This window comes from Alphaproteobacteria bacterium, assembly GCA_020638555.1.
In the GTDB taxonomy this organism is placed as follows: domain Bacteria; phylum Pseudomonadota; class Alphaproteobacteria; order Bin95; family Bin95; genus JACKII01.
Genome location: JACKII010000002.1, coordinates 1,055,608 through 1,067,957 on the forward strand (window position 1 = coordinate 1,055,608; position 12,350 = coordinate 1,067,957).

The 12,350-nt window shown below is 67.4% G+C and carries 9 protein-coding genes; 1 reads left to right on the forward strand and 8 read right to left on the reverse strand.

Translation table 11 applies throughout. The features are described 5' to 3' along the window. Window position 1 precedes the first annotated feature (1 nt). The 4 genes from H6844_10760 to H6844_10775 all read right to left on the reverse strand — a co-directional run bounded on the left by H6844_10760 (window position 2) and on the right by H6844_10775 (window position 4,711). A complete protein-coding gene (locus H6844_10760; protein MCB9929877.1) occupies window positions 2-1,777 on the reverse strand; it encodes an N-acetylglutaminylglutamine amidotransferase in 1,776 nt (591 codons plus the stop codon). Between the two features lie 405 nt (window positions 1,778-2,182). After that, window positions 2,183-3,592, reverse strand: a complete 1,410-nt coding sequence (locus tag H6844_10765) for an amidase (protein ID MCB9929878.1) — start codon at window positions 3,590-3,592, stop codon at window positions 2,183-2,185. Window positions 3,593-3,604: 12 nt separating this feature from the next. Further along, a complete protein-coding gene (locus H6844_10770) occupies window positions 3,605-3,829 on the reverse strand; it encodes a sulfurtransferase TusA family protein (protein ID MCB9929879.1) in 225 nt (74 codons plus the stop codon). A 9-nt stretch (window positions 3,830-3,838) separates the two neighbouring features. Continuing rightward, window positions 3,839-4,711: an MBL fold metallo-hydrolase gene (locus tag H6844_10775; GenBank protein MCB9929880.1), complete on the reverse strand. Its 873-nt coding sequence runs from the start codon at window positions 4,709-4,711 to the stop codon at window positions 3,839-3,841. A 173-nt stretch (window positions 4,712-4,884) separates the two neighbouring features. Between H6844_10775 and H6844_10780 the strand changes: the two genes are divergently transcribed. Next, the gene (locus tag H6844_10780; GenBank protein ID MCB9929881.1) at window positions 4,885-5,634 is read left to right on the forward strand and encodes an enoyl-CoA hydratase/isomerase family protein; all 750 of its coding nucleotides are present in this window, start codon (window positions 4,885-4,887) and stop codon (window positions 5,632-5,634) included. A gap of 27 nt (window positions 5,635-5,661) precedes the next feature. Here H6844_10780 and H6844_10785 read toward each other — a convergent pair whose 3' ends face one another. From H6844_10785 to H6844_10800, 4 genes are all read right to left on the reverse strand, one after another. Further along, on the reverse strand, window positions 5,662-6,201 hold the full coding sequence (locus H6844_10785) for an RcnB family protein (protein MCB9929882.1): 540 nt from the start codon (window positions 6,199-6,201) through the stop codon (window positions 5,662-5,664). Between the two features lie 119 nt (window positions 6,202-6,320). Next, entirely contained in the window at window positions 6,321-6,575 is a 255-nt protein-coding gene (locus tag H6844_10790) for an RcnB family protein (protein MCB9929883.1), read from the reverse strand. Window positions 6,576-6,898: 323 nt separating this feature from the next. After that, entirely contained in the window at window positions 6,899-10,285 is a 3,387-nt protein-coding gene (locus H6844_10795) for a carbamoyl-phosphate synthase large subunit (protein ID MCB9929884.1), read from the reverse strand. Between the two features lie 343 nt (window positions 10,286-10,628). After that, entirely contained in the window at window positions 10,629-12,338 is a 1,710-nt protein-coding gene (locus tag H6844_10800) for a D-aminoacylase (GenBank protein MCB9929885.1), read from the reverse strand. Window positions 12,339-12,350 lie beyond the last annotated feature (12 nt).

The following is a 12,350-nucleotide window of genomic DNA, read 5'->3' on the forward strand; positions in this document are numbered from 1 at the left end:
GTCAGACTCCGTGTTGCTGTAGCCACAACTCCAACAGCCCCACCTGCCACAATTCGGAGCCGCGCAGGGGCGTGATGTGGTCGGTCGGGTTGGTGAACAGCCGGTCGAGATACTCGGGTCGGAACAGCCCGCGTTCGCGCGCCGCCGGCGCGGTCAACGCATCCCGCACCATGTCGAGATAGGGGCCCTGGATGTATTTCAGGGCCGGCACCGGGAAATAGCCCTTGGGCCGGTCGATCACGGCCGACGGGATCACCCGGCGCGCGGCGGCCTTCAGCACGCCCTTGCCGCCATCGGCCAGCTTGTGCTCGGCCGGGATGCGGCCGGCCAGTTCGACCAGTTCGTGATCCAGAAACGGCACCCGCGCTTCCAGACCCCAGGCCATGGTCATGTTGTCGACCCGCTTCACCGGGTCGTCCACCAGCATGACATTGGTGTCGAGCCGCAGCGCCTTGTCCACCGGATCGTCCGCGCCGGCGCGGGCAAAATGCTCGGCCACGAAGGCGAGGCTCTCGTCCCTGTCGGCCAGATAGGCCGGGGTCAGGTGTTCGGCCAGGCGGGCATGGCTGCGGTCGAAAAAAGCGGCGGCATAGTCGCTGACGGCCTGGTTGGAGTTGGCGAGCGGCGGATACCAGTGATAGCCGCCGAACACCTCGTCCGCGCCCTGGCCCGACTGCACCACCTTGATGGTCTTGGAGACCTCCCGCGACAGCAGGAAAAAGCCGATATTGTCATAGGAGACCATGGGCTCCGACATGGCCTGGATCGCCAGCGGCAGGTTCTCCCGCATCTCCTCCGAAGGGATGAAGATCTGGTGGTGGTTGGTGCCGTAGTGGTTGGCGATCAGGTCGGAATACTGGAACTCGTCGCCCCGCTCGCCATGCGCTTCCTCGAAGCCGATGGAATAGGTGGCGAGATGTTTTTGCCCTTCCTCCGCCAGCAGGCCGACGATCAGGCTCGAATCCACACCGCCCGAGAGCAGCACGCCCACCGGCACGTCCGCCACCATGCGCCGACGCACTGCGGTGCGCAGCGCCTCCAGCACCAGGGTGGCCCAGTCCTCGCCGCTGCGCCCGGCGTCGTCTGGCGTGCGCTCGAAGGTTGGCTGCCAGTAGGTGCGGTCGCTGGTGCTGCCGTCCGGCTCGATGGTGCGGATGGTTGCCGGCGGCAGCTTGCGCACGCCCGCCAGCAGGGTGCGCGGCGGCGGCACCACGGCATGCCAGGTCATGTAATGGTGCAGGGCCACCCGGTCGATGCTGGTATCGATACCGCCCGCCGTCAGCAGCGCCGGCAGGGTGGAGGCGAACGCCAGCCGCCGGCCGGTCTCCGCGTAGTAGAGCGGCTTGATGCCGAAGCGGTCGCGGACGAAGAACACCCGCTCGCTGTCGCGCTCGTGCAGGGCGAAGGCAAACATGCCCTGGAGCCGCGGCACCGCCTCCGCCCCCCATTGCGCCCAGGCTTTGAGGATCACCTCGGTGTCGCTGGTGGAGGCGAAGCGGTGGCCCAGGGCTTCCAGCTCGCGCCGCAGCTCCGGGTAATTGTAGATGCAGCCGTTGAAGGCGATGGTCAGGCCCAGATGCGTATCGACGAAGGGCTGGGCGCCCGCTTCCGACAGATCGATGATTTTCAGCCGCCGGTGACCGAAGCCGACGCGGCTGCGCAAATGCACGCCGGCCCCGTCGGGCCCGCGCGGCGCCATCGCATCCACCATCTTCTGAATTCGGGATGCGGACGCATAAGAACCATCAAACAAAATTTCACCGCAAATGCCGCACATCGGCTCGCGTCAAACCTCCAACATGGAAAAAGGATTTAGACAATATAGCGCAATCTTTCCCCGAATTTAAGGGGGGCTGGGCGCTCAAATTTGTCTCATAAACTTTAGGGTAACGATAATTATTCTTTGAATTATAAATCAGAGGAATTTACAGTAAATTCTCATGCGCGGAGAGAGATATTGAAACAATGCATTGCAATACAGCCGGTGTCACGGGCGTTTCTGCAATGGCAAACAACCGCAAGAACTTGTGCGCAATAAGCGGTTGCCGCGACGGTGCGATATCCGACCGGATACGCAATCGAACCTGCGGACCGGTTGCCTCGATCCGGCCCGATTGACCAACGCCAAGCACAATCCCGATAACGTCTACAGCGGGCCTCGGCGCGCCGCTCGGCTGGTGTTTCAGTCCCAGCCGGGCGGGTGCAGCGTGTGCCAGTCCGTGGCGCTCTCATAGGCAGCGCCGGCCTGAACCAGCAGGGCCTCGCTCTGGTGGTGGCCGATGAACTGGAGCGAAAGCGGCAACCCCGCCTCGGACAGGCCGCAAGGCAACGACAGCGTCGGCAGCCCGGCATAGTCGCTCGGCCAGGTGAAGCGACCGTTCCAGGCGCTGCGGTCGGCAGGGATCGGCCCGTAGGAGACTTCCGGCGACACCGGAAACGCCTCCCGCGCGGTCGAGGGGCAAAGGAACAGGTCGATATCGGCCATGATCCGCCGCATCTCGCCATTGCACTCGGTGCGCAGGATGTGGGCGGCGGCATAGTCCATGGCGGTATGCCGGTTGCCGATCTCCAGCCACTGCCGGAACCAGGGGCCATAGTCGTCCGCCCGCGCCGGGAAGAACGCCCGGTGCGCGTCCGCCGCCTCGGCGGTACACAACACCTGCCAGGCTTCCATATATTCGCGCAGTCGCGCCGGCATGGCGACCGGCACGATCTCCGCGCCCAGCCGCGCCATCACGTCGCGGGCGGCGGCGATGCCGGCGGCGAAGTCCGGCGCCAGGTCCTCGCTGGCATAGCGCGCGTCGAAGCCGATGCGCAGGCCCCGGACGCTCCGGCCGACGCCGGCCAGCAGGTCCGGCACCGGATCGGGCAGGGAGGTCGGGTCGCGCGGATCGTGGCCGGCAATGGCCTGGGTGACGATGCCCGCATCCACCGCCGAGCGGGTCAGTGGCCCCACATGGTCCAGCGTCTGCGCCAGGTCGAGCACGCCATGGCGGCTCACCAGCCCATAGGTGGGTTTCAGGCCGACCGTGCCGCACACCGCCGCCGGATGCCGGATCGAGCCGCCCGTGTCGCTGCCGAGCGTCGCAAACGCCAGCCCCGCCGCCGTCGCCGCGCCGGACCCGCTGGACGAGGCGCCGGACCAATGGCTCGCGCGCCAGGGGTTCTCCGGCACCGGAAAGTCCGGGTTGTAACCGGCCATGGCGCCTTCGGTCAGGTTGATCTTGCCCAGCAGCACGGCGCCGGCCGCGCGCAGGCGCTCGACCACGGTGGCATCGAAGTCGGGCACGAAATCCGCCCGCACTTTCAGCCCGCCCATGGTGCGCACGCCCTTGGTGTAGCAAAGGTCCTTCACCGCCACCGGCACGCCGTGCAGTTTGCCGCGATAGCGGCCGGCGGCGATCTCCGCCTCTGCCTGACGCGCCTCCGCCAGGGCGCTTTCGGCCATGACGGTGGCATAGGCCTTGAGCCTGCCGTCCAGCGCGGCGATGCGGGCCAGCATGTGCTCCGTCACCGCCACCGGGGAAAGCCGGCGCGCTTCGATTTCGGCCGCGAGCGCCCGGATGGTCATGTAGTGGATCGGGTCGCTCATGGGATCGTTGCCTTAGGCTTTGCGGATCAGAAAGGTGAAGGTGCCGCCATCCTGCCGGGTTTCTTCCAGCGCATCGCCGGTCATCTCGCAGAAGGCGGGCACGTCCTTGGCTGATGCCGGGTCATCCGCCAGCAGTTCCAACACCGCGCCGCTCGGCAGGGCTTTGAGGGCGCGGCGGGCGCGCAGCACCGGCATCGGGCATTTCAGCCCCGTCGCATCGAGGGTCTGGTCGGCCATGGCGGGGCGTCAGAACCGGTTCAGCGGCAGTTTCAGATAGGAAACGCCGTTGTCTTCGGCCGGCGGCATCTCTCCGGCGCGGATATTCACCTGGATCGAGGGCAATAGCAGGCCCGGCATTGCCAGTTCCGCGTCGCGCTTGGTGCGCATGGCGACGAACTGGGCTTCGTCCACGCCGTCATGCACATGCTTGTTGCTCTTGCGCTGTTCGGCGACCGTGGTTTCCCATGCGATCTCGCGGCCATCGGGGCCGTAGTCGTGGCCGACGAAAATGCGGGTTTCCGGAGGCAGCGCCAGAATGCGCTGGATCGACCGGTAGAGCGTCTCTGCCGAGCCGCCGGGGAAGTCGCACCGTGCGGTGCCGAAATCCGGCATGAAGATGGTATCGCCACAGAACACCGCGTCGCCGATCCGATAGGTCATGCAGGCCGGCGTGTGGCCTGGGGTGTGCATGGCCTTTGCCGGCATCTGGCCGATGGCGAATTGCTCGCCGTCGGTAAACAGGTGGTCGAACTGGCTGCCGTCGGTGCGGAATTCCGGCTCCAGATTGTAGATTTTGGCGAAGCCGGCCTGCACCTCGCCGATATGATCGCCGATGCCGACGCGGCCGCCCAGCGCCGCGCGCACCGCCGGCGCGCCGGACAGGTGGTCGGCATGGACGTGCGTCTCCAGCACCCACTGCACGGTCAGGCCCAGTTCCCGCACCTTGGCCACCACCCGTTCGGCGAAGGTCGTGGCGGTGCGGCCGCTCGCCAGATCGAAATCCAACACCGCGTCGATCACCGCGCACTGCCTGGTTGTCGGGCAGGCGACGATATAGCAGATCGTCGACGTGCCGGCATGCAGCAGCGCATGAACCTCGGGTTTCGGGTCGGACGTCATGGCGGCGGCTCCTCTCACGGTCGGGCGGCTATCATAACAGTATGGCGACGGCGGCGCCTCCCGCCTCTGACAATTTTGGTCGCATTCGCGGCGCTGGCGGGCAGGCAATTGGCGCAATAGGGTCGGTGTGCTAGTGAGTTGCCATCAATCCATATCTGAGGACCGCTCAACCCATGTCCGATCTCGTCACCTACACGTCCGAAGGGCGCATCGCGCACATCCAGCTGAATCGGCCGGAGAAAATGAACGCGCTTTCCAACGGCCTGGTCGCCCAACTGCGCGACCATCTGGAAGCGTTCCAGGCGTCCGACGACCGCGTCGCCATCATTTCCGCCGCCGGCGACAAGGCTTTCAGCGTCGGCGCCGACCTGCGCGAGCCGCCGCGCGATCCGGATCTTTGGGAGTGCATGCCCGGCACCGGCGTCTTCGTCGACAAGCCGATCATCGCCGCCATCCACGGCTATTGCGTCGGCGGCGCCTATTGCCTGGTGCAGTTCTGCGACCTGGCCGTGGCCGACGAGACCGCGGATTTCTTCTATCCCGAGGCGCAGATCGGCTTCTGCGGCGGCCTGATCGCCAGCCATGCCGGCCGGGTGCCCTATAAGGTCGCCATGGAATTCATGCTGACCGGCAAGCATTTCTCGGCCCAGCGCGCCTACGAGGTCGGCATGGTCAACAAGGTCACGCCCAAGGGGCAGGCCATCGAAGGCGCCATGGAATACGCCCGCGTCCTGGCCGATTCCGCGCCGCTGGTGATGGCGGCACTGTCCCGCTTCACCCGCGAAACCGTGCTGCCCCGCGGCCCGTCCGAGCTTTCCGGTCTCGCCCGCAAGCAGCTTTTGCGGGTCTCGCGCAGCGCGGACCAGCAAGAGGGCGGCCGGGCGTTCGCCGAGAAGCGCAAGCCGAACTTTACCGGCCGCTGAGCCGCATCGGGCATTCGACCGGCAGGCTCAGTAGCGCCTGTCGGTCAGAATGTCGACGATCAGGTGGGTCGCCACCGCCATCAGATAGACGTCGCCATCGATGTCGACATAGACATGCCCGCGCGGCGGCCGCCGCCAGCCATAGTCATGATAATGGGTGATGACCCGGTAGCGGACGGAGCGGGAAATGCGTTCGCCGCGCTTCCAGTGCCGGTGTTTGTGGTGGTCGTAGCCCCGGTGTTCGCGCTCCCAGCGGTCCCGTTCCCAGCGGTCGTGGCCGTCATGCCGGCGATCGCGATACTCGCGCCGGTCGTCGCGCCGGTCGTCGCGGCGGTCGTGAACGCGGTCCGCATGGTCCCGGCGACCCTTGTAGTGATCGCCGCCGCGGCCACGGTCGTCCTTTCGGTAGCGGTCGCCGCCGCGGTCGCCATGGTCGCGGTTGGCATCCCAGCGGGGGGACTCGGCAAATGCCGGCCCGCTGCTATAGGGGACCGTGCCGACGGCCAGCATCAACGCGGTGCCGACGGTCGCAACGGTCCGAACCAGAAATCGTTCTGCAAGCATCATTCTATCCCTCTGCGGTAGCGCAGCATCACGTGGGAAAGGAAAACGCAAGTTTCGAGCTTTTTTTGGTTCGTATGGCGGCCGATCAAGCAAATCGACTGCCATATTGTTGCCATAATAATTTAATTGGCCGCGAGCATGACTCGCACAATGCGGCGCGTTGCTTGGGCCATGAGGTAGATGCCGCCGTCGATTTCAATATACACCTGTCCCCGCGGCGGCGCCCGATAACCGCGGTCACGATAGCGTGTAAGCACGCGAACACGCACCGTGTCCGGTACCACGTCACCGCGTTGCCAGTGCTTGCGCTGGCCGGGCGGGATGCAGGAGCCCTTTTTCGCGAGCCCGGGTGGGCAAGCCCGGGGCGGCGGCGTCACGTGCGCCGCTCCCGCAGGCGGGTGCGTGCGATAGTCGGGCCGGGGGTAGGGGCCGCCATCGCGATAGGGGCCGGCACAGGCGGCCAGGGTCAGAAAGGCCGCCGCAGCGGCCCCGAAACGGATGGGCCCGACACGGATTGGCCCGACACGGATTGGCCCGACACGGATTGGCCCGACACGGATTGGCCCGACACGGATTGGCCCGACACGGATGGGAAAGTGGACTGCGTTCATGTTCCTGTCCTCTCACGCACCTCGCATGAAGATAGGAAGCAACCCACCGGTTTGCCAGGAATTCTCCGTGCCGCTTCTGCGGCCTGGCGTTACCAGGTGTCGACCATCGGGCGCTTCTTCCGGTCGCGCGGCGCCGGCGGGCGGATCGAGGCGAGCAGGTTCACCACCCATTTCCGCGTATCCGCCGGGTCGATCACCTCGTCGAGCGAGAAGTTGGTGGTGCGGTTGATGGCCTTGCCGGACTCGTACAGGCCGGCGACCAGCTTTTCGAACAGTTGCCGCCGTTCCTCCGGGTCCGCGACCGCCTCCAGCTCGGCCCGATAGCCCAGCTTCACCTGGCCTTCGATGCCCATGGGCGCAAACTCCCCGGTCGGCCACGCGACGTAGAAATAGGGGAAGCGCAGATTGCCGCCGGCCATGGCGCTCTGACCCAGGCCATAGGCCTTGCGGGTGATGACCGTGAAATAGGGCACGGTCAGGTTGGCGCTGGTCACGAACATGCGGGCGGCGTGGCGCACCAGCGCCGTCTTCTCCACTTCCGGCCCGACCATGATGCCGGGCGTATCGCAGAGATGGACGATCGGAATGTCATAGGCGTCGCACAACTGCATGAAGCGCGCGCCCTTGTCGGAGCCGTCGCTGTCGATGGCGCCGCCCAGGTGTTTGGGATCGTTGGCGATGATGCCGACGGGCCGGCCCTCGATCCGGGTCAGGCAGGTGACGATGGTCTTGCCGAAGCCCTGGCGCAGTTCCAGCACCGAGCCCTCGTCGGCCAGGGTTTCGATCACGTCGCGGATTTCATAGATGCGCAGTCGGTTTTCCGGCACGATATGGCGCATGCGGCGTTGGTCCGGCGCGGTCCAGTCCGGCAGCTTGCCCTGGAAGTAGGACAGATACTTTTTCGCGACCCGCACCGCCTCGGCTTCGTCCTCGACCAGCACGTCGATCACGCCGTTTTTGAACTGGACCTCGGTCGGGCCGATATCCTCGGGCGCGAACACGCCCAGGCCGCCGCCCTCGACCATGGCCGGGCCGCCCATGCCGATATTCGCGTCCCGCGTGGCGATCACCACGTCCGAGGCGCCCACCAGCGAGGCGTTGCCGGCATAGCAGCGCCCGGCCACGACGCAGACAATGGGCACATGGCCCGACAGTTTCATGAAGTGATGGAACGTGTCCATGCCGACGAAGCCGCCATAGTCGTCGTCGCCGGGCCGGCCGCCGCCGCCCTCGGCGAACAGGATCACCGGCATGCGGCCGTCGTCGGCAATGTCGATGCCCTTGTCCGTCTTCCAGTGGTTGTGCACGCCCTGGGTGCCGGCGAAGACCGTGTAGTCGTAGGCCAGCACGACGACGCGCGATTCCGGGTCGCCGAACTGTTCGCCATTCACCTGGCCGACGCCAACTATGATGCCGTCGGCGGGGCTGCGGGTGTAGAGGTCCTCCAGCCCGCGCCGCCGCACCTGGGCCGCCACGACCATGGAGCCGTACTCGATGAACGTGTCGGGGTCGACCAGATCGTAGACATTCTCGCGCGCGGTGCGGTGCCCGGTCTTGCGCCGGCGCGCCACGGCCTGCGGCCGGTTCTCGTCATAGATGCGGGACTTGCGTTCCAGCACCTCGGCCAGGTCCGGGCGGATATAGTCGGGGTCGATTTCCTCCGCCGCCACTTCGGCGTCGCCGGCGGCGTCGGAGGGCTCCAGCGCGATCAGCAACTGGTCCTCCCACAGCGTGTCGCCGGGCTCGACATGCACGGCGCGCACGATGCCGGCGGCCTCCGCCTTGACCTCGTGCTCCATCTTCATGGCTTCCATGACGACGAGTTGCTGGCCGCGCAGCACCGTGTCGCCCTCGGCCACGGTCAGGGAGAGGATGGTGCCTTGCAGCGGCGCGCGCACGGCGATCATGCCGTCCGCCAGGCTTTCCTCCGCGGCGCTGCGGGCGGCGGAGCCCTGTCGGGCGTCCGACTGCCCGAAGGCCAGCACCGCCAGCGGGTCGACGGCATCGACCTTGACTCCTGCCCGGCCGCTGCGGGCGGCACCGCCGCCGGCCTCGGTGGTCGGCGCGAAATAGAGGTGGGGGTGATGCGCGCCCGCCGCCTGCACCAGGGCCGCGGCGTGCGCCTCGACATAGCCGGTATGGGCGCCGCCGCCGGCAACGCCCTCGTCCCGCAGCAGGTTTTGCAGGAAGGGGATGTTGGTCGGCGCGCCCGCCACATGAAACTCGCAGAGCGCGCGATAGCCCTTGGCCAGCACGTCCGGCAGGCTCTGGCTGCTGGTGTGCACGACCAGCTTGGCCAGCAGCGAGTCATAGGCCGGGTTGGTGCGATAGCCGACATAGCCGTAATGATCCACCCGGATGCCGCGGCCGGAGGGCGGTTCGAACGCGCTCAGCACGCCGCCGCCGGGGCGGGCTTCGCCGTCGGGCTGCATGGTCTCGGTGTTGACGCGCACCTGCATGGCCATGCCGCGCGGGCTCGGCACTTGCGCGCGCGTCAGCCCCAGATCGGCCAGCGTCTGGCCGCCGGCAATCTGGAGTTGCAATTCCACCAGGTTCAGGCCGGTCACCTCTTCCGTCACCGTGTGCTCGACCTGGAGGCGCGGGTTCGCCTCGATGAAGAAGAACTCGCCGGTATCCGCATCGACCAGGAATTCGATCGTGCCGAGATTCTTGTACCCTGCCGCCGCGGCCAGCCGCATGGCCGCCTCCAGCAACTTGTCGCGCAGCACCGGCGACAGGTCGGGCGCCGGCGCCAGTTCCACGATTTTCTGCCGCCGCCGTTGCAGCGAGCAGTCCCGCTCCCAAAGGTGCGACACCTCGCGACCGTCGCCCACCACCTGCACCTCGATATGTCGGGCGCGGCGCACCAGGCGTTCCACATACAGGTCGCCATTGCCGAAGCCGGAGAGCGCCTCCGACTGGCAGCGGGCGAAGGCCTCTTCCAGGTCGTCCGCGTTCAGCACCGGCCGCATGCCGCGTCCGCCGCCACCGGCCACCGCCTTGACCATGACCGCCCCGCCGGGGCCGAGATCGGCCAGGAAGGCGCGCGCGTCCTCCAGCGCGGTCGGCGCGGCGGTGCCGGGCAGGGTCGGCACGTCCTGTTCCGCCGCCAGGCGCCGGGCGGCGTGCTTGTCGCCGAACAGCTCCAACGCCTCGGGGGAGGGGCCGACAAAGACGATGCCGGCAGCGGCACACGCCCGCGCGAAGGCGGCATTCTCGGAGAGGAAGCCATAGCCGGGATGGATCGCCGTCGCCCCGGTCTCTTTGGCGGCGGCCAGGATCGCGTCGGCGTCCAGATAGGCGGCGACGCCGCGGCCGGACAGTTGCACCGCCTCGTCGGCCTTGCGGGTGTGCAGGCTGGCGGCGTCGTCGGCGGGATAGACCGCGACGGTGGGCAGGCCGAGTTCGGCGGCCGCGCGGACAATGCGCGTGGCAATCTCGCCGCGATTGGCGACGAGCAGCTTTCCCGAGATCATGGGGAACGGGCGTCCTTGGTATCGTTCTGAGTGTTGGCGCAAAGACTAGCGGCCCCGTTTGCATAAGGAAACGGGCGGATGCTTGAACTGTCCCGGACGCGCACGGCCAGGATGGCCGGACGCGATCCGGGACCTCTGGCGGCATAGGGCGCCGGCGCTACGATGGCGACCTCGCCCCGGCCGGAGATCCCGGCCCTCCGCCCGCCCGTGGCGGGCTCCGGCCGGGAAAGGGCGGGGGGCAGGCGTTCGAGCTTTCCCGGACGTGTCCGGCCAGGATGGCCGGATGCGATCCGGGACCTCCGGCGGCATAGGGCGCGGCCGCCGCAGCGACCCGCCCCCGGCGTCAACCCTGCGGCCCGCGCACCAGCCGGCCGGGCCGGGCATCCGTCATCTCGCCCGCCTCGGCGATGATCTGGCCGGCGGCCACGGTGGCGCGATAGCCGTCCGCCCGTTGCAGCAGGCGCTTGCCGCCCTTCGGCAGGTCGTTGGTCATGTAGGGCGCGTGCAGGTGCAGTTTGTCGAAGTCGAGCACGTTCAGGTCCGCTTTCTTGCCCGGCAGGATCGCGCCGCGGTCGCGCAGGCCGTACAGTTCGGCGTTTTCCAGCGTCTGCTTGCGCACCGCCTCTTCCAGGCCGATGCGGGCGCCGCGCGAGCGGTCGCGCACCCAGTGGGTCAGCATATAGGTCGGGAAGTTGGCATCCGAGACCGTGCCCACATGCGCGCCCCCGTCCGACAGTGACATATGCGTGCGCGGATGCACCAGCATGTCGTGCATGACGTCGAAATTGTAGCCGCCATAGTTCGAGAGCGGGAAATACAGCAATTGCTGGCCCTCGTTCTGCAACATCACGTCATAGACGAAGCTTTCCGCCGACATCCCGGCCCGTTCGGCCCGGGCGGCGATGTTTTCCGACTGCGGCGGCTCGTAGTCCGGCGGGTCGCCGAGGGCGAACATGTTGGAGAAGGTGGCGAGGAAGTCCTTCAGCCCGCCATAGTCCACATGCGGTGTCTCCTCCAGCAGGCGGACCTTGAAGCTCGGGTCGCGCATGATGGCGACGCGCTCCTCCAGCGATTTGCGGCGGATGGCGCGATAGCTGGGGTGGAACAGGAACGGGTTCAGGGTCGCCATCAGCCCTTCCAGAATGCCCGCCGGCCGCGGCGCGACGCTGGCGCGGATGTCGAGGCCTTCGTTCGCCTGCGCGTCGACCAGGCTTTGCAACACCTCCTTGTAGTATTCCGGCTGGTTGCGGCGCTGGGCGAACGAGAAGATCAGCGGCCCGCCCGTGGTGCGCGCGATTTCCTTCATCCAGGGGAAATCCGGGTCGCGGCCCATATGGTCGCTGATCATCTGGAACACGCCATGGCCCGGCTTGCGAAAGGCGCGGGCGATGCCGACCAGTTCCTCCGGCGTCGCGTTGGTGCCGGGGATCACCGGCCCGTGCTTCACCTTGTGCAGGATGGTGCGCGAGGTGGTGAAGCCCAGGGCGCCGGCCTGCAACGCTTCCTCGGTCAGCCGGCTCATTTCGGCGATTTCGTCGGCCGTCGCCTCGTCCTCCAGCGCCCGCGCCTCGCCCATGACATAGCAGCGGAGCGCCGAATGCGGCACCTGCGCCACCACGTCGATGCTGCGCTGCTGCCGTTCCAGGCTGTCCAGATATTCCGGGAAGGTCTCCCAGTCCCAGGTCATGCCTTCGTCCAGCGCCGCGCCGGGGATTTCCTCGACCCCTTCCATGACGCGGATGAGAAAGTCGCGCTCGTTCGGGCGGGCCGGCGCGAAGCCGACGCCGCAATTGCCCATGACCACCGTGGTCACCCCGTGCCAGGACGAGGGCGACAGGTCCGGGTCCCAGGTCACCTGGCCGTCATAATGGGTGTGCACGTCGACCCAGCCGGGCGTGACCAGCGCGCCCTCGGCATCGATGTCGCGCCTGGCCGGCCCCAGCTTCGGGCCGACCTCGACGATCCGGCCGTCGCGGACGGCCACGTCGGCGTGAAAGGCAGCGCGGCCGGTGCCGTCGACGACGCGGCCATTGCGGATGACGAGATCGTGCATGTGTGTTCCTCC

Bases quoted from the DNA above. Each gene is read 5' to 3' on its own strand.
- H6844_10800 (MCB9929885.1), bottom strand. From the start codon at position 12,338: ATGCACGATCTCGTCATCCGCAATGGCCGCGTCGTCGACGGCACCGGC.
- H6844_10785 (MCB9929882.1), bottom strand. From the start codon at position 6,201: ATGATGCTTGCAGAACGATTTCTGGTTCGGACCGTTGCGACCGTCGGC.
- H6844_10760 (MCB9929877.1), bottom strand. From the start codon at position 1,777: ATGTGCGGCATTTGCGGTGAAATTTTGTTTGATGGTTCTTATGCGTCC.
- H6844_10780 (MCB9929881.1), top strand. From the start codon at position 4,885: ATGTCCGATCTCGTCACCTACACGTCCGAAGGGCGCATCGCGCACATC.
- H6844_10765 (MCB9929878.1), bottom strand. From the start codon at position 3,592: ATGAGCGACCCGATCCACTACATGACCATCCGGGCGCTCGCGGCCGAA.
- H6844_10770 (MCB9929879.1), bottom strand. From the start codon at position 3,829: ATGGCCGACCAGACCCTCGATGCGACGGGGCTGAAATGCCCGATGCCG.
- H6844_10795 (MCB9929884.1), bottom strand. From the start codon at position 10,285: ATGATCTCGGGAAAGCTGCTCGTCGCCAATCGCGGCGAGATTGCCACG.
- H6844_10775 (MCB9929880.1), bottom strand. From the start codon at position 4,711: ATGACGTCCGACCCGAAACCCGAGGTTCATGCGCTGCTGCATGCCGGC.